General features: G+C 50.2%; 17 protein-coding genes. 3 read left to right on the forward strand and 14 right to left on the reverse strand.

Features of this window, described 5'->3' with window-relative positions; genetic code table 11:
- Positions 1-10: 10 nt before the first annotated feature.
- Genes DHAF_RS19460 through DHAF_RS19485 form a run of 6 tightly spaced genes read right to left on the reverse strand, consistent with a single transcriptional unit; the run spans position 11 to position 7,267 of the window.
- Positions 11-4,042, reverse strand: coding sequence for an acyl-CoA dehydratase activase (locus DHAF_RS19460; protein WP_011460558.1), 4,032 nt, complete (start codon positions 4,040-4,042; stop codon positions 11-13).
- Positions 4,043-4,076: 34 nt separating this feature from the next.
- Entirely contained in the window at positions 4,077-4,418 is a 342-nt protein-coding gene (locus DHAF_RS19465) for a cupin domain-containing protein (RefSeq protein WP_015944869.1), read from the reverse strand.
- A gap of 2 nt (positions 4,419-4,420) precedes the next feature.
- Positions 4,421-4,762, reverse strand: a complete 342-nt coding sequence (locus DHAF_RS19470; RefSeq protein ID WP_011460559.1) for a cupin domain-containing protein — start codon at positions 4,760-4,762, stop codon at positions 4,421-4,423.
- 21 nt (positions 4,763-4,783) lie between these two features.
- Positions 4,784-5,470, reverse strand: a complete 687-nt coding sequence (locus DHAF_RS19475) for an ABC transporter ATP-binding protein (RefSeq protein WP_015944870.1) — start codon at positions 5,468-5,470, stop codon at positions 4,784-4,786.
- Positions 5,454-6,221, reverse strand: a complete 768-nt coding sequence (locus DHAF_RS19480; protein ID WP_015944871.1) for an ABC transporter permease — start codon at positions 6,219-6,221, stop codon at positions 5,454-5,456. The genes DHAF_RS19475 and DHAF_RS19480 overlap by 17 nt, the downstream gene beginning before the upstream one ends.
- An 11-nt stretch (positions 6,222-6,232) precedes the next feature.
- Positions 6,233-7,267: an ABC transporter substrate-binding protein gene (locus DHAF_RS19485; RefSeq protein ID WP_015944872.1), complete on the reverse strand. Its 1,035-nt coding sequence runs from the start codon at positions 7,265-7,267 to the stop codon at positions 6,233-6,235.
- 151 nt (positions 7,268-7,418) lie between these two features.
- On the opposite strand from DHAF_RS19485, the gene DHAF_RS19490 reads away from it, so the two are divergent.
- Positions 7,419-8,096: a Crp/Fnr family transcriptional regulator gene (locus DHAF_RS19490; RefSeq protein WP_005811882.1), complete on the forward strand. Its 678-nt coding sequence runs from the start codon at positions 7,419-7,421 to the stop codon at positions 8,094-8,096.
- Positions 8,097-8,111: 15 nt separating this feature from the next.
- Here the strand turns inward: DHAF_RS19490 and DHAF_RS26165 are convergent, their stop codons facing one another.
- Both DHAF_RS26165 and DHAF_RS26170 read right to left on the reverse strand, forming a co-directional pair.
- Entirely contained in the window at positions 8,112-8,996 is an 885-nt protein-coding gene (locus tag DHAF_RS26165; RefSeq protein WP_011460563.1) for a 3'-5' exonuclease, read from the reverse strand.
- The gene (locus DHAF_RS26170) at positions 8,993-9,637 is read right to left on the reverse strand and encodes a helicase domain-containing protein (RefSeq protein ID WP_011460564.1); all 645 of its coding nucleotides are present in this window, start codon (positions 9,635-9,637) and stop codon (positions 8,993-8,995) included. The genes DHAF_RS26165 and DHAF_RS26170 overlap by 4 nt, the downstream gene beginning before the upstream one ends.
- Before the next feature lie 609 nt (positions 9,638-10,246).
- On the opposite strand from DHAF_RS26170, the gene DHAF_RS19500 reads away from it, so the two are divergent.
- Positions 10,247-12,826 carry a molybdopterin-dependent oxidoreductase gene (locus DHAF_RS19500; RefSeq protein ID WP_011460566.1) on the forward strand — a complete coding sequence of 860 codons (2,580 nt, stop codon included), beginning with the start codon at positions 10,247-10,249 and terminating at the stop codon, positions 12,824-12,826.
- A gap of 17 nt (positions 12,827-12,843) precedes the next feature.
- Positions 12,844-13,422 (forward strand): 4Fe-4S dicluster domain-containing protein, encoded by a 579-nt coding sequence (locus tag DHAF_RS19505; protein WP_005811894.1) that lies wholly within the window; start codon positions 12,844-12,846, stop codon positions 13,420-13,422.
- Between the two features lie 195 nt (positions 13,423-13,617).
- On the opposite strand, the gene dapF is transcribed toward DHAF_RS19505, so the two are convergent.
- The 6 genes from dapF to DHAF_RS19535 all read right to left on the reverse strand — a co-directional run bounded on the left by dapF (position 13,618) and on the right by DHAF_RS19535 (position 18,257).
- Entirely contained in the window at positions 13,618-14,469 is an 852-nt protein-coding gene (dapF, locus tag DHAF_RS19510) for a diaminopimelate epimerase (protein WP_015944873.1), read from the reverse strand.
- Positions 14,470-14,512: 43 nt separating this feature from the next.
- Positions 14,513-14,710, reverse strand: a complete 198-nt coding sequence (locus tag DHAF_RS19515; protein WP_005811896.1) for a hypothetical protein — start codon at positions 14,708-14,710, stop codon at positions 14,513-14,515.
- A gap of 201 nt (positions 14,711-14,911) precedes the next feature.
- Complete coding sequence (locus DHAF_RS19520) at positions 14,912-15,172, reverse strand: putative Se/S carrier protein (RefSeq protein ID WP_005811899.1); 261 nt, start codon at positions 15,170-15,172, stop codon at positions 14,912-14,914.
- Positions 15,173-15,174: 2 nt separating this feature from the next.
- Entirely contained in the window at positions 15,175-16,305 is a 1,131-nt protein-coding gene (locus tag DHAF_RS19525; protein WP_005811901.1) for an aminotransferase class V-fold PLP-dependent enzyme, read from the reverse strand.
- Positions 16,306-16,311: 6 nt separating this feature from the next.
- Complete coding sequence (locus DHAF_RS19530) at positions 16,312-17,106, reverse strand: acyl-CoA dehydratase activase (RefSeq protein ID WP_011460568.1); 795 nt, start codon at positions 17,104-17,106, stop codon at positions 16,312-16,314.
- The gene (locus DHAF_RS19535) at positions 17,103-18,257 is read right to left on the reverse strand and encodes a double-cubane-cluster-containing anaerobic reductase (RefSeq protein WP_011460569.1); all 1,155 of its coding nucleotides are present in this window, start codon (positions 18,255-18,257) and stop codon (positions 17,103-17,105) included. Before DHAF_RS19535 ends, DHAF_RS19530 begins: the two co-directional genes overlap by 4 nt.
- Positions 18,258-18,418 lie beyond the last annotated feature (161 nt).

Raw genomic sequence — 18,418 nt, forward strand, 5'->3', positions numbered from 1 at the left:
GGCACAGGTTTCAATCTTTCTTTCTCTCCATATAATACAGAAAAGAATGGAGTCTGTCTTTCATGGTGGCAACACCTGATTCATCAAAGCCCAGTCTTAAAACCAGGCCATCCTCCTCACCCGCCAGCAAGTGCAGCACGGTCTGGGCATTTTCATAGAGGGAAGCCACTTCGATACAGGGAATCCCCTGCCTTTGCCAGTCCATGGTTTTGCCCCGGCGATAGCGGCCATTGGCTCCGGCGAAATCAGGAATAAGGTCATCCGCACTGGCTAAGAGATCAGCAAAGCTGGGGGCAAAAGGGGTATTTTCCCCTAAAGCAGCGGAGAGCCGCTCCATTTGTGAGATATATCCGGCCACCACTCCCCGCTCCTTTTTGTTCTCACAGCGGGTGTGCCACAGAAAACACAAGTATTCACTCAGGGGCATCGTGGCAATCTTTTTGCCCTTTTTCTCAACTTCTTTAAATAGTTCACCATTTAAATAGGCATTGTAGAGCACATAGGGTTCCCCCAGGACGGCTATCTTCCCAGCTTCCGGCTTTAGAGCCCGAACATCCCAGAGAGCCTGAATATCCTGAACATCCTGAAGCTCCTGAAGATCCCGGAGATCCCGAGCAACCTCATGGGCGGCCTCCAGCAAATCCTCCACGGATAGGGAAGCAAGGCTCTTCAGTCTTTGGCGAAGATCTTCTCTGGCTGCCGCGGGGGCGGCCAGAATTAAATCCCCGGCCAGGATGCTGATAAAAAGCTGGGGGCATAAAGACGATTGAAAAGGCAAGGTTTCCAGGGTGGGGGAAATAATCGCGACGTGGTCCATATTCTCTCTGGCCAGGATATCGTAAATCACCCGGCTGTAGAGTCCGTCGATCTCTCCCCCTTCTGTGGCGGGGAGAATCACTTGCATCTTTTCCTGATCCTGAGCTTTGTGCAGCACATCCCCCAGCAGAGCCGTAAAGGATAAATATTCCTTGGCCAGGGTTTTGCTTTTGCCCAGATTAAGGCTGGAGACCGTGGTTGGCGGGAGCTCATGCCCCTCATAGCCATTCCTCTTCAGCGTATCCCCCAGCAAATCGGCATAAGGATACAGATGGGGAAAATAGACCGGCACACCCTGCTCAGGAGTTTTTCTCAAGGAAACTTCCCGCCTGGGCAGATCCTTGAGGAAATCCCGTTTCACTTCCCCGGGGGCAGGCCGATGCTCAAGGGTGTTGATAAAGGCTTCAATGCGGGTTATGACTCCCACCTTGGAATAGTGTTCATCTACTTCAATATTCAGGTAAGGCTTATCTCCCATCTCCTGCCGGAAAAGATGGGAAATCATCGTATCCGGGCCGCAGCCATGGTTATTAAGGTAGACTGCATAAAGATTGGGATGGTTCCTGATAATTTTGGCGCCACCGATAATGTGCTGGCCAAAAGGCCAATAGAGGTTCTCATACTCATGGGACAGATCCAGGTCATGACCGGGAAGATGTCCCAAAGTGATGACCTTATACCCTCTTTTGATGAACTCCTGGGGTATGCCCATATTGAGCACCGGATCGCTGATGCCATAGTTCCTGGTCATGATGACGATGACTTTTTCCTGATCCGGCAGAGAGTCCAGCAGTTCCCGGCCGGCCTTTTCCACCTGAGCGGTGTACCTGCGCACCCCCATGGCTCCTTCCGCCAGGGCTTTGACACAAAAGGGCTTCATTTTTCCCAAAGAAGTGCCGATCTCAATCATGGCTCCTGCCATGGCCGGCTTGCCGTAATCAAGGTTGAAGACAGGGTTGAGGAGCTGAATCCCCTTGTCTGCCAGTTTCAAGGTTTTAAAGACAAATTCCGGAGCCTTTTGCATATAGACACAGCTATAATTGTGATGTACCCTGGAGGTTTCATGTTTCATGGTCAGGATGCTGGGCAGGAAAATATAATCCACCCCTTTTTCCGCCAGTTCCGCCATATGACCGTAGATTAGTTTGACAGGATAGCAGGTTTCCGCCTGGGCATAGTTTTGGGCCAGAGCAATGGTCTTTTCATTACTTTCATCAGACAAAAGGACATTGAAGCCCAGGGACTCAAAGAAACCTTTGATCATGGGGAAGAATTTATGGACCACCAAAACATAGGGAACCCCGATGGTTTTCTTCTTCGGATCAATCCTTCCGGTATAATCCCCCAGCAGCATCTTTTTGGCCTCAGCGAAGTAGTTATGATGGCTAAAGTCGTTATGATGGCTAAAGTCGTTATGATGGCTGCTGAGACTGATTTCCAACCTTTCGGCCTTGTCTTGCGCGGACTTGACCTTATTCTGCGGGGACAAGTCAAACCCTTGGAAGCGGCTGGGGCTTAAGCCCATACTTTCACCGGCCAGCAGAGCTACTCCATAGGCTCCGCTTACCGAGAAACAGGGAGACACCTGAACCCTATCCCCAAAGATCCCCTGGAAAGCGGCCACTACCGACGGGTTATAGCAAACTCCTCCCTGGAGAACGATCTCTTGGCCCACGGGCTTGTTCCCTACCACCTTATGGAGATAGTTGCGGATGACGGAGTGGCATAACCCTGCCAAAATATCCGGTTTCTCCTCACCGTTGGCCAGGGCCGCCCCGATATTGCTTTCGATAAATACGGTGCAGCGTTCCCCCAGATCCAGAGGGGACTGAGCTTTTAAGGCGATCCCCCCATACTCTTCAATGGGGATGCCCAGGCGCAAGGCCTGTTCCTCGATGAAGGACCCGGTTCCCGCCGCACAGATCTTATTCATCTGAAAGTCGCTGACTTCTCCCCTCTCCAGGGAAATATATTTGGAGTCCTGCCCCCCGATCTCAAAGACGGTATCCGCATGAGGGTTGACTTTCAGAGCGGCTTTGGCCTGAGCGGTGATTTCATCCTTAATCGTATCGGCCCCGATCATTTCCCCGATTAAATGACGTCCCGAACCGGTTACTCCTACGGCATCTATGATCAGTCTGCTTCCCAATCGTTGGCCAAGAGAGGCCAGGCCTTCCCGGACCACCCTTTGGGGATCCCCCTGGGTTCTCAGGTATTGAAAATCAAGGAGACGGCCCTCCCCATCGGCGACCACCAGGTTCGTGCTTGTGGAGCCCACATCGATACCGAGGACGCAATGGGTCCCTTCCGCAATTTCCTGACATTGGGGATCCTCGGTCCTCGTCCCCTCCCTGAGAGCAAGAGGGCTAAGCCGGGGCAGAGAGGTTCCCAGTTTGACCTGAGCCTCTGTCCTGTGGAAGGCATGGATCAGCTTAGAGGCGGGCACCAGGAGTTGGTTGGCCAAGGCATACCGGGCTGCTCCCACAGCCTGGACAAAAATCAGATCTTCGTCGGCGATTAACTCCTCATCGGTTAAGCCGAAAACATCCTTTACTCCTTGAATGACTCCTTTGTTCTTAAGGATTCCACCGCACAAAGCCAAGGGCTTTTCGATGGGCATCCCTTTGACGATGGTGGCTTTAAAGTTTTTGACGGCAGCATAGCATAACCCTAAAAGAATGTCGGCAACAGGCACCCCTTCCTGTTGCCGGTGGATCATATCTGTTTTGGCGAAGACAGAGCAGCGGCCCGATAGTCTGGGAACTCCTTGGGCCTTTTCGATGATGGGGGAATAATCTTCAAGCTCAAGGCCTAGGCGGCGCATCTGATCCTCGAAAAAAGACCCTGTGCCCCCGGCGCAGCTCTCATTAACTCCATACAAGGGCAAGGTATGGCCGGAAAGCCTGGTTAAATACCGGGCATTTTGGGAGCCCATTTCCATCGCGGATTTCGCCTGGGGGCAGAGAACTTTCAGGCCCAATTCAAGGGCAGGAATATCACTTACCTGACCAAACTCATCCCCCAGAACCTTGCCGTAGACTCCGGTCAGTGCCCCATACAGATGTTCTTCAGGATAGATTTCAGTCATTTCTTTAAGAATCCCGGCTGCCGCCACAAGGGCTTTTCCCCCATGGAGTTCATATCTCCTATACAGTATGGTTTGGGTTTCGGAAAGCAGGACAACTTTTACCGAAACATTCCCTATGTCTATCCCTACACTATACATCTTCTATCTCTCCTCAATTTCGTGGCCTTATGGGTTAGGAATTCTTAACCACTGTCAGCAGCATCTTAAAGGAGGTTATGGACTGTACGGCATGGGGAATTCCGGCCGGCATAACAATCCCTTCCCCTGCTTTAAGCCGGTAGCGGGTCTCGTCGATGGTGATTTCCGCTTCTCCATCCATAATATAGGCCATGGCATCCCCGGGGGCCGCATGAGTGCTCACGCCCTCCCCTTCGGCAAAGGCCAGAATGGTCAGGCCCACGCCGGGTTTTTGAGCAAGGGTCAAACTGGCTACTTTGCCTGGTTCGTATGCAACCAAGTCCAGAAGCTTAAAAGGGGCGGAGTGCTCAATATTTTTAATAAGTTTTTCAGTCATGTTTATCTCTCCTCATCGATCAATGTTATCTGCAGCATTTTAAACCGGCCTTTGCCCGCTATGGCATGGATTTTGTGAGCCGGAACCATCAACACATCCTCAGGGACTAAATCAATTTTTTGATCGTCAAAGGTGATGACGGCTTCACCCTGGAGGATAAGATACAGGGTATCGCCGAAATACTCCTCTTCACTGACGGATTCCCCGTCTGCGAAACTAAATAAACTGATTTGAACACGGTCGCTCTGAGCAAGAGCCATGCTGAGCACTTGGTTTTCACGGGCTTCGATCAACGAAGCCAGGGGTAGGGGCCGCTCCTGGGGCAAATTCTTCAGCCTTGCCATTTTTCTCCCTCCTTAATTTGCTTAATTGGTGATTGCCGCAATAATCTCCCGCCGGATGTCCGTCAGCTCAGGTGAACCCGGATCCCTTCCTTCTTGTCCCGGCAGCATAAATTCTTTGCTGATTTCACTGGGCCTGGGGGATAAGACGATGATCCGGCTGGCAATGGTTAGGGCATCATCAATCTCATGGGTAATAAACAGCACTCCTTGTTTATGCTTTTGCCAAACTTTTAAGAGCAGATGGAGCATTTCCCTGCGCAAGCAATAATCAAGCCCCTGAAAGGGTTCGTCCATCAGGAGCAGATGGCTTTCATAATAAAAAGAGCGGGCGATTCCACAGCGTTTTTTCATACCTCCGGAGAGCTGGGCGGGATAATAGGTCTCAAACCCGCTTAAACCCACCGTATCAATCAATTCCTGAATCACGGACCGATTCTCCTTGTCCCTGACCAGCCGGATGTTGTCCCAGACGGTCCGCCAAGGCAGGAGCCGGTCATCCTGGAAGACATAGGCCATGGCGTCCGACCCTCCGGAAAGAGCTCCCTCATCGGGTTTTTGGATTCCGGCGATAATATTGAGCAGGGTGGATTTTCCGCAGCCTGATGGTCCGATTAAAGCAACGATTTCACCATCTTCCACAGTGAAACTTACCTTGTTAAGGACCGGGAGAGTGCCGAAGGATTTACTGATCTCATGGAGTTGCAGCATAATTTTTTTCCTTCCTAAAGAGAAACTTACCGATGAGGAAATCGGAAAGATAAAATAAGAGCACAACGAGGATGGACCAGGCGATGATGCTCTCCGGTTCCACATTGAGCCGTCCCAGTTTGATCATCCCGCCAATCCCGTCGCTGGTGGTCAGCACTTCGGCCATGACCGCGATCTTCCAGCCGCTCCCTAAGGCAATCTGGAAAGCGGATTTAAAATAAGGAAGTATGGAGGGAAGGATCACATGCCTTAATCTTTTCACCTTAGAAAAACGGTAGAGAGAGGCCATTTCCAGGAGGTTTTTATCGATGCGCCGAAATCCTGCGCAGACGTTGATGGTGATCACCGGCAGGGTGGAAAGGATGACGATAAAGACGGCAGGCTTGCCGTTGAACCCAAACCAGACCAGGGCCAAAACCACCCAGGAGACGGGGGGCACCGTCTGCATGATCCCGACCAGGGGGGACAGCACCCCTTTAACCTGTGAAAAGTTCCCCATTAAAATCCCCAGCACCAATCCCAGGCTCACTCCCAAGGATAAGCCGGCCAGGAGCCTTCCGGCGGTCAAGGGAATCATGGCGTAAAGATCAGGACTTGTCAGTATTCTATAGATCTCAGCCAACACACTGCCCATAGTGGGCACGATCAGGGGTGAAAAGTGCAACGTCAGCACTTTCCACAAGCTGATGACCATGAGGAAAGACAGGAGTTTGTAACCGGAGTCCTTGGTCAGCAATCCTCTATTTTTCACCGTGCGCTCCCTTACTTACCACCATAATACAGGCCGTCGTCGGCAACCTTTCCCCCAATCATGGAGGGTTCAAAATTCCAGAGCAGCTCATAGAACATCTTCAGTTCTGTTTTGGAATCCTGGGCGCTTTGGAAGGTCAGACCCATACTGGGCAAGGCTTTGGCCACCAGCTCTTTTTTCAACCCCAAATACTTTTCGGCCAGTTCACCCATTTGCTCAGGGTTCTCATTAGCCCATTGGGTGGATTGGGCATAGGCTTCCTGGAATTGAGCTGTTAATTCCGGATAAGCGTCGATGAATTTCTGGGTTGTTCCGAAACCGGCATTAGGTATTTTGGTGTCCGTAGCGTTCACCCTCTGCCATTCCTCTTCGAAACTAAAGGCAATCCGCAATTGGGGGTTAGCCAGCAAAGCTCTTGTCACCTGTGGTTCGATGAGGGTTGCATAGGCAGCCTTGCCTGAAGCAAGGAGTGTGGCGATTTCCGGAGTTGAGGCATAGATGATCTCCAGGTCTTTGCCTGCTTCCAGACCGGCTTCATGGAGGAAATACTGGGTTAAAGCATCCGGCGGCGAGGACTGCAAGGGCACATACACTGTCTTCCCTTTCAGATCCTGCCACTCTTTTATGTCGGGGTCGGAGGTCAAAAAGTAGGTGACTCCCCAGGTGTTGACATTCATTAAGCGCACGTCCAACCCTTTGTTATAGAGTTTGGAGACCACCGTCAGGGGAAAAGCAAACAGGGCATGTTCGCCGTCCTGAACCATGGCGATTAAGGTTTCCGGTTCATCCCAGATGGACAATTCGATGTTCACATTCTCACCCAGGGCCTTGGTCTCCATCATATGCAGAACAGGCAGGGCCGGAGGTGCGGTGGGCACACCGACTTTAATGGTCATGGGTTCCGAGGCCGTTTCCTGAGTTCCTTGAGTTTCCTGGTTTTTGGGTCCTGCCGACTGGGCCGGCTGGGCAGTGCCGCAAGCCGCTAAGGTCAGCATCAGGAAAAACATGATCAGTATTGGTATAGTCCTCGATAAGGTCTTTTTCATTGAAAATCCTCCTTTTTTGGTATATACTAACACCAGGTTAGCTCAAGCTAACCCAAAGTGGTAAAATGCGGTTAGCAAAAGCTAACCTCACTATAGTTTTAGCAGATTTTTGCCGGCAAATCGGTTGCTATAGCAACCCGGAGGAGGTCCTATGAAAAAAATTGATTCCGTATTGCAATCAATGCCTCTCTTTAAAAATATCCAACCGGATAAATATACTAATGTTCTTTCCTGTCTGAACGGACGTATTCAGGACTATGCCAAAGGTGAGATCATCTATAGCCTGCAAGATCCCCTGAAAAGTGCCGGCATTGTTCTTGCCGGCCGGGTCAATATGTCCATGGTCAGTGTGACCGGCACAGAGCATTATGTTCAGCAATTTGATCCGGGAGATATTTTCGGTGAAGCTTTGGCCTGCCAGGCTGATCCTATGGACAACGGCGTATTGCAAATAACGGCTGTCCAGAAAAGCAGCATCCTGTTTGTCTGTCTTTCCCATCTGTTTATGGAAAAGGCCCTGACTTGCCCTTATGCCTCTCAAGTGGCTTTAAATCTGCTTAAAGAAGTGGTGGATAATAATATCTTTCTGAGCAGAAAAGTGGAGATTTTATCCCAGAAAAAGATCAGGGACAGGATCTTCATTTATTTGCAGTCTGTGGGCCGCTCCGGAAATACGGTGAATATCCCTTTCAACCGCCAGGAGTTGGCTAATTTTCTGGGGGTGGACCGCAGCGCCCTCTCCCGGGAGCTTTGCCTGATGCGGGATGAAGGGATGATCGACTTTTACAAAAATGAGATCATTCTTTTAAGAAATGATCTCATTTCCTGAGAGGGTAAGCCGGGTTTAACAACTGTGCAGAAACTTCGTCTTCTCGCCGCAACAGGTTAGATCCAATTTATGCATGGCTCTTGTGCAGGCAATATAGAGAAGGCTTCGGTCCAATTGGGTTTTAAAAAGATCATCGGAAACCTCGGGGACGATCACCTGATCAAATTCAAGCCCCTTGGCCATATGCACAGACGTAACGACGATACCCTCCTGAAACTCGCTGCTGCCAAAATCCAATAAAACCATAGTGTCATAAACGCCATGGAGCTGTGCAAACAGCAGCCTGGCCTGTTGCTGGGATTTGCAGATAACACCCAATGTGGCATATTCAGATTGCCTGAATTCCTCGATCAAATGCTGTATTTCAGCAAGCTGTTCCTTTGGGGTCCGACATACGGTTATGGTTGGTGTGTCACCATGCCGCTCAATCGGAATCAGCTTTTTGTTTTCTAAAATCTTTTGGGTGAACCCGCTGATTTCAATGGTTGAACGATAGCTCCTGCACAACTCCATACCTTGGCAATCGGCAAAGTAGGGCTGAATCTTGGTCAGGGAGGATGAGCTGTAAGGATTCACGCTTTGATGGCTGTCCCCTAAAATGGTCATGTTGCAGGAAAATAATTTTGCTAACACGGCATATTGGATAGGTGTATAATCCTGCATTTCGTCAACCAACACATGCTGTATGCTTTGGTAATCCTGCTCTGCTCCTTCAAAGTACATTTTGACATAGATAAAGGGATAGACATCGCCGAATTCAAAGGTATTTTTACGGATAAAGCGCAGCAAATCATCCTCACCGATCCTGTGGTAAAAATCCTGATACAGGGAAAGGGTATCGGTAAATCGGAACATTTTTTGGACGCTGTCTCTGATTTGGCGGGAAACTGCGGGGTTCATCTTGTTAGGGGTATGCCGCTTGTGTTTTGCTCTCTTTGGATGGTGGCGACAATGTTTTTCATTTTGTCATCGGAATTCCGGCTCAATTCCTTTTGCAAAATTTCGTCCCCAATATTCAGGGAGCTTTCAATCATATACTCCATTTGCCTTTGTCTGATTCTGTATTGCCGCTTTAGGGTCAGCATTCCCTCGATTTTGCCAAGGGGAGCCATATAAAAAGCCGGACCCCTTTCAAAATCATAGAACATACTGGAAACAGGCGCCCGCCAGTCGAAAATGATAGTATGGGCTGTCACCGGATCGGCAAACCCATGGACGCCAATATACAAGGCCTCTTCCTTCTTCGCTTTTGTCTCGGCAAAATCAATTCTCCCAAAATAGGGAGATTGGATTAGTTTTTGGAGCTTCTCTCTTTCCTTGATGGCTTTTTCGCCGAAGGCAACGCTGTCATGAACAGCGATTCTATTCGCCGCTTTTTCGGCAAGGTCGAGGTGATTTTCATAGATATACCGCTTCGTCTCTAAGATCTCTCTGGCGTAATTGTCTATTTTGGCCTGCATTTGTTCCAGGGCTGTTTTGAGTTTTTTCTGTACTTCTTTTAAATAGTTTCTTTCATCGCTTTCCTTTTGGTTAAACATCATTGATCTCCTTTATGGTTCCCAAGTAAAGGGGTGGAACTTAGTTTGGAAATTAAGTTCATAGTCTCAGTTTAGAAGGAATTTTTCCAAATGCTAGACTTATAGTTTTTCGCTGTGATATCATTTAGATTAAGTATTGCCCCCAGAAAATAATGCAGAAATAAACATTGTTTACATATTTTAGCACATTGTATTATATAGCTTTGCCAGTATTCTGTATTGGGAGAGCTATATTTTTGCCATCTTTCCGGGGTTATGGCAAGAATCAAGGGCAACTCTCCCCCTATGAATAGGATATGGATATCAGATGGACTGCCACACCGCAATGGAAGCAGTCCATCTTTTGTTAGGGAAAATTCAAAACGGCACTCAGCTAAAAGGTTGCCGGATTTATGCTATTTAAAAATTCAAAAAAATAATTAAAAAATAATTTCACATTAACATTTCATTAATATTTGGCTCAGTTCAACTCTAATTTATTAATATTTTTATGCTAGCATCTGTTTAGTGATAGTTATTACAATCCCATAAAAATACATGGAAAGGAGGGCAGCGTGCAAACCCGGTTAAACTGCTTAAATGACGATTTAGAATCAAGGAGGTTATTAGGAAATGGCAAGTCTTTTCGACAGCATTACCCATTCTGCAATGAGCCGCCGAAGGTTTATCCAAGCAAGTGCTGCCGCTGCAGCCAGCTTATCACTTGCCGGTTGCGGAAATTCCTTAACAACGGCCAGCGCTGATAAAATGACTGCTCAGGAAGGGAAATGGATTACAGCCGCCTGCTGGCATAACTGCGGCGGACGCTGTCTTAACAAGGCCTATGTGGTGGACGGTGTGGTTGTGCGCCAGAAAACCGATGATACACATCCGGACAGCCCGGATTATTTCCAGCAGAGAGCTTGCCTGAGGGGACGCGCCCAAAGAAACCAGGTCTTTGGGGCGGATCGTTTGAAATATCCTATGAAGCGCAAACATTGGGAACCCGGCGGCGGGGATAAATCACTGCGGGGACGGGATGAGTGGGTACGCATTTCCTGGGATGAGGCCCTGGATTTAGTGGCTGCCGAACTCAAAAAGGCTAAAGAAACTTATGGCAACCGCTCCCTTTTCGCCTGTGGAACTGAAGTAGGCCGGTTGTTGAACCTGTACGGCGGACATATTACCCGCTGGGGCACCACTTCTTACGGCGCCTGGAAATTCACTCCGGGAAAGATTGGTTATTCTTTCAATGCCGGTGAAGAAACCATTAATGACCGTATTGATCTGCGGGGCTGTGAGACGATTATTCTCCTGGGTTCCAACCCTGCCTGGAGTTCTGCGGGAAGCCCGTCTTATCATTTCCTGCAAATGAAGCAGGCAGGAGCTAAATTTATCGGTATTGATCCTTTCTATAATGATACCTACGCTTTGCTGGAAGCCGATTGGATCCCTACCCGCCCGCAAACCGATGTTGCCCTGTTGACCAGTGTGGCTTATACCTTGATTACGGAAGATGATCCGAGCACTAATCCTTTAATTGATTGGGATTTCTTAAAACGATGTACCATCGGTTTTGATGGGGACAGTATGCCTGAAGGAGCCGATCCTAAAGAGAATTTTAAAGATTATGTGCTGGGCACTTATGATGGCGTCCCCAAAACCCCTGAATGGGCGGCGGAGATTTGCGGTGTCGAGCCTAATACTATCCGCAGCTTGGCCCGGCAATTCACAAAGACCAAAAAAGTAGCCTTTCTGGCCGGGTGGGCCAGTGCCCGCAATCAAAATGTGGACGGTCTTCCCCAAATGATTATGACCATCGGCGCCATGACCGGCCATATCGGCAAGCCTGGCCACTGTACCGGGGTAAGCTGCCATGCCGGTGCGGGCAACGGCGGAGATGCTCTGGTCAGTCCCGGCAAAGACGGGCTTCCCGGCGTGAAGAATCCTCTGGATGATGTCTTTAATGACGCTCATATCTGGCGAAGTATTGTGGACGGTAAATATGTGTATATGGGACCCGGCGGTCAGGACCCCGGAGTAGAGCGTGATGTGGATATCCACGTCATCTATCATGCCGGCCGGGCGCTGCTGCAGACAACGGACGGCATGAATTTAGGGATTGAAGCCCATCGCAAAGTGGATTTTGTGGTCACCCATGCTCAATTTTTAACAACCACTGCCAAGTATTCCGATATTGTTTTGCCTATCAATACTGAATGGGAGCGGGTAGGGGGATTCCTCACCGGCAATCGGGAAATGGCCATTATGTATTCCCAGGTCACAGAGTCCCTCTATGAAGCCAAGAGTGATCAATGGATTGTCACGGAATTGGCCAAACGCTTAGGCTTTAAGCCGGAGGAGCTTTATCCTTTTGATGAGAAGCAGCAATTCTTTAATAAAATCGCCGGTTCTAAGGTGGTTACACCCGACGGCAAGGACTTCGAGCCTCTCGTCACTATTACTGCGGCGGATATTGCCCAATGGGGGGTCCAGGGAACACCTCAGCAGGGCCGCATCACTTTGCCGGAGCTTCAGGAAAAGGGTATTTATCAGGTGGAGCGCTATCCCGGGGATAACTATGGGTATATCGCCTGTGCGGATTTTGTCACCGATCCTGAAAATAATCCTTTGCCATCGGAAAGCGGTAAATTTGAGATTTATTGCCGCAGCCTGGCTGAGGTTATCAATGGCACCGGCTTCAGCAAGATCAAACCGATTCCCACTCATATCCCCGCCCCTGATGGCTATGAATCCACCTTTAAGGATTGGGGCAACAAGGTTAAAGGGGATTATCCTTATCAGGTCCTCAATCCTCATTATCTAAGGCGTTCCCACACGGTTTTTGACAATGTCCAATGGCTCAGAGAAACCTGGCCCAACCCGGTCTTTATTAATACCAAGGATGCCGAATCCAAAGGCATTATGGATGGGGATACCGTACTGCTGACCAGCAGACATGGCAAGACCCTGCGCAGGGCTTGCCTGACCGAACGCTTCATGCCCGGGGTCATCGGGCTGCCCCACGGCGCCTGGGTGGATATTGATGAGAAGACCGGTATTGATACGGCCGGAGCAGACAATATTCTTTGCGGCTCTGTTCCCACCGGTCAAGGGGTTTCCGGCTGGAACACCTGTGCCGTCAACATGGAAAAGTATGCCGGCGCCCCCCTTATCCCGGATATAGAAAAACCCCAACGAATTTTCTTTTAGAGAGGAGTGGGTGACGCATGGGTCAAAAGGGCTTTTATTTTGATATGACCGCCTGTGTCGGCTGCCGGACTTGCCAAATCGCCTGTAAAGATAAAAACAATTTGAATGTAGGCACTTTCTTCCGCAAAGTGCGGGCTTATGAGACGGGCGTCTTTCCCCAACCCGGCATTTATCACTATTCTGAAACCTGCAATCACTGTGAAAAACCGAAATGTGCGGAAGGCTGCCCCACCACTGCTTTGCACAAGCTGGAAAACGGCATTGTCGATCATGATAAAAACAAATGCATTGGCTGCCGGTTCTGTGTCTGGAACTGCCCCTACGGTGTCCCCCAGTTTATCGAAGCTTTGGGGCAGATCAGCAAATGCGATATGTGTAAAGATTTGGTCGAGGAAGGTGCAAATCCTGTCTGCGTGGACGCCTGTCCTCTGCGGGCTATTCATTGGGGAGAGCTGGAGGAATTAAAAGCTCAATACGGCAGCGGAAGTGTCCGCGATTTAGCCATCCTGCCTGATTCCTCCATCACACAGCCTTCCCTGCTTGTTAAGGCTAAAACCATTGCCCTGGAAAAGGATTACCGGGAAAAGGAGATTTAACTATCCCTACCATAAGTAGTATCCCCGGCAATATGCCAAGATGGACTGCCTCATCCCCATGAAGCAGTCCATCTTGTGCTTTAATTCAATACAAAACCACCGGTCATATTACGATTGACGGCAACGTAGTCCGGCGGGAATTCAACCGCCGGAAATGGCAGGATTAAGTGTTGCAGAGTACTGGCTTCTCCGCTCTTAGCTGAGGGCATCCTCCAGCAAAACCCCTTTAAATACATAGGCCGCCGGTCCGGTCATGTACACCCGGTTATCCTCTCCCCATTCAATCAGGAGATCGCCTCCCGGCAAATGAACGGTGACCTTACGCTCCGTCCTGCCGTTAAGGACGGCGGCCACTACAGAAGCGCAGGCCCCTGTTCCGCAGGCCAGGGTGGGACCCGCTCCCCGCTCCCATACCTTCATGGTCAGTTCCCGGGGGCTGTTGACGATGATAAACTCCACATTGGTTTTGCGGGGAAAGAGTGGATGTTTTTCAATGGCCGGGCCGATCCGCTCAAAATCAAGGGTTTCGTAATCTTCCACAAAGAGCACGCAGTGAGGGTTGCCCATGGACACTGCCGTAAATTCGAATTCCTGCCCATCCACATCAAGCCTGGCTCCCACTACAGGATCGCCCTGAATAAGTACTGGAACCTGTTCCGACTTGAGGATCGGCTCCCCCATATCCACCCGCACCCCGGTGACTTGATCTCCGGTGATGCTGAGCTGCAGGGTAAGAATCCCGGCCAAGGTCTCCACCTGGAGGGGGTTTTGGGAAACATAGCCCTGATCATAGATATAGCGGGCAAAACAACGAATGCCATTGCCGCACATCTCCGGCTCTGAGCCATCCGAATTCAGGATGCGCATCCTGGCGTCCGCTTTATCCGAGGGCAGAACCATAATCAGCCCGTCTCCCCCCACTCCGAACTGGCGGTGGCAAAGCTTACGGGCCAACTCCGGATAATCGGGGAGCTCTGCCGGGGCGCCCTGAAAGTGATCGATAAAGACAAAATCATTGCCCAGGCCGTGCATTTTGACGATTTCCATAGCTAACTTCAACTCCTTACCCAATGATCCTGGGTGTTTTTTCCTAGGGAAGAGCGATCGAGGCGAACAGATCCGGCACCAGGTAATAGGCCATAATCGTGATCAATACAAAAATGAGGGCTAATTTGAAGACCTTTTTTATGATTAAGGAAACCGTGAAGATCGCTAATAACCCAACCACAATATAGGATAGGGTATCAATATTATCTGCCAAAACAAATCCTATCAAAAATTCAAACATGATCGTCCTCCTCTTGCCTTGAATAGTTTATCCTGAAATCAATGAAATAGTTACATCCATGATTCTTCTAGGTATTCTGCATTACAGGCAAAAATCCTTTTTAAAATGCTTGGTTTCCCCAGGTATGGACAATAAGGAACGACCTTATCTTACCACAAAAGCGGGGATAAGGTCGTTTTCCCTTAATGATTATACAGCAGATTATCTCCCGATGATCTCGCTGTAGGTATAGCCTTTATTCTGCTCAACTCTTGTATAAAGCCCCACACCCTCAACCTGCCTGGCCGTGAGAATATCCAGAGCGGTCTCAATCTCCGCGGCGGGTATCCGCAGACAGATCCCGCAGCCGGCGCTGATTTGGGCGGGCAGGGGCATGACTTTCACCTGGAGTTTTTCCCCCAGCAGATATTGTTCAGACTTGATGGCCCAATTGGTGTTTTTAAAGGTAATAATATATTCCATGCTTATCGACCATACTCTTCCGCAATAGTTTTCAGGGCCCTGCTCCCGGTGGCAATTTCTTCTTCAGTATTGAAATAGGAAAAAGAAAATCTGACCATCCCCGTTTCCACGGTTTTGAATCGCTGATGAAGAAGGGGGGCACAATGGCTGCCGGCCCGGGTGGCGATCCCGTATTTTTCCCAAAGCAGCCCGGCCAGGTCGGAGGCCGGGAGTCCCTCTATATTCAAGGAAACCACCGGCAGCCTGTTACCGCCGGAAAAATCCCCGTAAAGCCTGAGGCCTTCGATCTCTTTGATGCCCTCCACAAACAACTGGGTCAAGCGGTTTTCTCTGCTGTGAATGGCCTCGATGCCTGTATGGAGAATAAACTCCACCCCTTTTTGCAGGCCGTAAAGGCTATGGCTGTTCAGAGTGCCGGCTTCAAAAACGTCGGGCATCTCATTTTGCTGGAACATGGCAAAGCTGTGTACCCCTGCGCCCCCTGTCTTGACAATCTCAAAGGGCAGCCGGCGGTTGACAATGATCCCCCCCGTGCCCTGGGGGCCGAACAGGCCCTTATGGCCCGTAAAGCAGAGCACGTCGGCCATATCCCCGCTGACGGGAATCAGCCCCATGGTCTGGGAAACATCGAGAATCATGGTCAGATCATGAGCCCGGCACAGGTCATAGAGGCGTTTAACTTCCGTAATATTGCCGGTAACATTGGACCCATGGGTGCAGATGAGAAAGCGGGTTTCCGGCCTGATCAGCTCTTCAAAAGCATCCCACTGTAAAACTCCATTCTCATCGCAGTCGATGAAATCCAGCCGGCATCCTTTGAGATAGAGGGGCCTCAGGACCGAATTGTGCTCCGTCACGGTGGTAATGACGGCGTCCTCCTGCTTCACCAGGCCGCCGATGACCAGATTGAGACTCTCGGTGGAAGAGGAGGTAAATGCTATATTCAGGGGCTCAGCGGAGCCGACCAAAGCGGCGATGGCCGCTCTGGTCCTGTAAATTTCCCGGCTGGCCGTCATGGCGGCATCGTAAAAGGAACGGCTGGCATTGCCGAAATGGTTGATAGCGTAAGCTACCGCTTCACCGACTTCCGGCGGCTTGATGAGGGTTGTGGCGCTATTGTCAAAATAGATCACAGCCGGTTACACCCCCCTTATGGAATGGTTGGATTTTTGAGCGGCACAGAGGCAGGCCCCGATGGCTCCGGCGTACAAAGCCTGGGAGCAGGATTTAACCTCATAGCCGATATGCTGGGCTATGGTGTCTATGAGCAGCCCGGATTGGGATAAACCGCCGGTCATCAGGATGGGCTTATCTGCCGTGAACTCCAGCTTGCCCGCCTGCTGCTGTATTTTGCGGGCAATGGATTGCAGAACCCCGGCCATGATTTGGGCCCGGTCCTTCTGCATGGCTAAGAGCCCGATAATCTCCGATTCCGCAAAAACCGTACACATGCTGTTGATGGAGACCGCCTGGTGGGGATCGGTGAATTCATCGATCTGGTCCAGGGGGATCTCCAGGGTATCACAGGCCATTTTTAAAAAACGGCCTGTTCCGGCGGCGCATTTATCGTTCATCAGAAAGTTGACCGGCTTCCCGGCCTGAATCTGAATGACCTTGCTGTCCTGGCCGCCGATGTCGATGATGCCCTGAATATCCGGCATCAGGTAGATGCCGCCGTAAGCATGGCAGGTGATTTCCGTCATGGTATACTCGGCAAAATCGATGGCTTCCCGGCCGTAGCCTGTGGCTGCAACCAGGATTTCCCGGCTGTCCAGATCATTTCTTTCCTTTAAGACGGCCAGGCTTTCCTCGGCAGAGGTTTTGGGGTTCCAGCCGGTTTTTACAGCCAGAGTATCAAGGAGCCCCTCTTCACTCATCACCACGGCTTTACACTGAGTAGAGCCTGAATCGATGCCGACAAAGATCTTTTTCACGAGAGCATCTCAATGAACGCAGCCAGGCGGGTTTTAAGCTGGGCGGCATCCGAAGTGGAATAGTCGGTCTCCACGCTGATAAAGGGCATATCTTCTTTTTGCATGTGCTTGCGGATCTGGGTGGTTTCCAGATTGTAGGTGTGGCAGGCCTGGAGGGTCATTTCCACAACGCCGTCCACCTTGAATTCCCGGACCAGCCGGCTCAGCAGATCCAGGCGGTTGGGGTTGGGGGTCATGACGGAGCAGCCGATCTGCAGATACCGGTCGGCAAGGGCCTTGTAGGGATCGATGGTTTCGTCAACCAGGCGCTCCACGGGTTTAACCCCGATACAGTTTTCATAAGCCACGACCACGCCGCCGGACTCTTCGATGGCTCTGACCACCTTCTCGGTGACCCCGGCCAAAGGACAGCCTGTGATCAGGATGCGTTTCGCGGCGGGGGAGACATTTTCCACGCCCTTAGCCTGATCGGCTTTGACTTTGTCGATGGTTTCCCTGATTTCCCGGTTCTTGGCCTCGGGGTCGAACTTGAACTGAGAGCCATAGAGGACTTTAAGCTGTTCCGCCCCGGTGATGGGGGGAGGACAGGATTTGCTGAGCTCGTAAAATTCTTTGAGGAGCTTACGTTCCTCATTTTTTACCTTGATGGCATTTTTGATACCTTCCTCGGTGATGGTTACTCCGAAATCCTGCTCGATTCTGTCCTTCAGACGCAGAACTTCTTGATACCACAGTTCTTGGGAAGCTTCATCCTGTTGGGTCTGGGGAAGCTGCATGACATGGAGGTTTTTGAATTCTCCTAAAAGCTCATACATCTTTTTCTTGCCGTCGCAGGTGGTCTCACCGATCATCAGATCAGAAAAAAACATATAAGGACATTTGTCGGTGATGGCAAAGCCGTAGCTGGATTTGACCAGGGGACAGAGGTTCCGGGGCAGGACTTTCTCAGCTTCGGGAATGGTCTCGTCACTAAAAGCACAAAGCCCCACAGGCACGGCTCCCGCAGCGAGGACCAATTCCACCGGGGCGTAGGTACAGAACACTCCCGCCACTTTCTTTCCCTGCTCTTTCAGGTTTTTAACTGCAATGAACCCTTGTTTCCGCGCCTCAGCAAAACTTTCAAATTGGCTAGGCAGCTGAATTTCACTCATATTTAGACCGCCTTTCGTTTATTTTTTTGAATATTAAATCGTCTATCCTCCCTAATCATAAAGACGGGTCTTGGCCCATGCAATACTTATTGACATAGTGCTCCAAAATACTATAGGAGGATGGGCATCTATAGGAAATATCAATAGATCATGAAACTAAC

The organism is Desulfitobacterium hafniense DCB-2 (assembly GCF_000021925.1).
GTDB lineage: Bacteria > Bacillota > Desulfitobacteriia > Desulfitobacteriales > Desulfitobacteriaceae > Desulfitobacterium > Desulfitobacterium hafniense.

Excerpts from the sequence above, each read along its gene's own strand:
- DHAF_RS19460 (WP_011460558.1), bottom strand. The coding sequence starts at position 4,042 with ATGTATAGTGTAGGGATAGACATAGGGAATGTTTCGGTAAAAGTTGTC.
- DHAF_RS19465 (WP_015944869.1), bottom strand. The coding sequence starts at position 4,418 with ATGACTGAAAAACTTATTAAAAATATTGAGCACTCCGCCCCTTTTAAG.
- DHAF_RS19470 (WP_011460559.1), bottom strand. The coding sequence starts at position 4,762 with ATGGCAAGGCTGAAGAATTTGCCCCAGGAGCGGCCCCTACCCCTGGCT.
- DHAF_RS19475 (WP_015944870.1), bottom strand. The coding sequence starts at position 5,470 with ATGCTGCAACTCCATGAGATCAGTAAATCCTTCGGCACTCTCCCGGTC.
- DHAF_RS19485 (WP_015944872.1), bottom strand. The coding sequence starts at position 7,267 with ATGAAAAAGACCTTATCGAGGACTATACCAATACTGATCATGTTTTTC.
- DHAF_RS19490 (WP_005811882.1), top strand. The coding sequence starts at position 7,419 with ATGAAAAAAATTGATTCCGTATTGCAATCAATGCCTCTCTTTAAAAAT.
- DHAF_RS26165 (WP_011460563.1), bottom strand. The coding sequence starts at position 8,996 with ATGAACCCCGCAGTTTCCCGCCAAATCAGAGACAGCGTCCAAAAAATG.
- DHAF_RS26170 (WP_011460564.1), bottom strand. The coding sequence starts at position 9,637 with ATGATGTTTAACCAAAAGGAAAGCGATGAAAGAAACTATTTAAAAGAA.
- DHAF_RS19500 (WP_011460566.1), top strand. The coding sequence starts at position 10,247 with ATGGCAAGTCTTTTCGACAGCATTACCCATTCTGCAATGAGCCGCCGA.
- DHAF_RS19505 (WP_005811894.1), top strand. The coding sequence starts at position 12,844 with ATGGGTCAAAAGGGCTTTTATTTTGATATGACCGCCTGTGTCGGCTGC.
- dapF (WP_015944873.1), bottom strand. The coding sequence starts at position 14,469 with ATGGAAATCGTCAAAATGCACGGCCTGGGCAATGATTTTGTCTTTATC.
- DHAF_RS19515 (WP_005811896.1), bottom strand. The coding sequence starts at position 14,710 with ATGTTTGAATTTTTGATAGGATTTGTTTTGGCAGATAATATTGATACC.
- DHAF_RS19520 (WP_005811899.1), bottom strand. The coding sequence starts at position 15,172 with ATGGAATATATTATTACCTTTAAAAACACCAATTGGGCCATCAAGTCT.
- DHAF_RS19535 (WP_011460569.1), bottom strand. The coding sequence starts at position 18,257 with ATGAGTGAAATTCAGCTGCCTAGCCAATTTGAAAGTTTTGCTGAGGCG.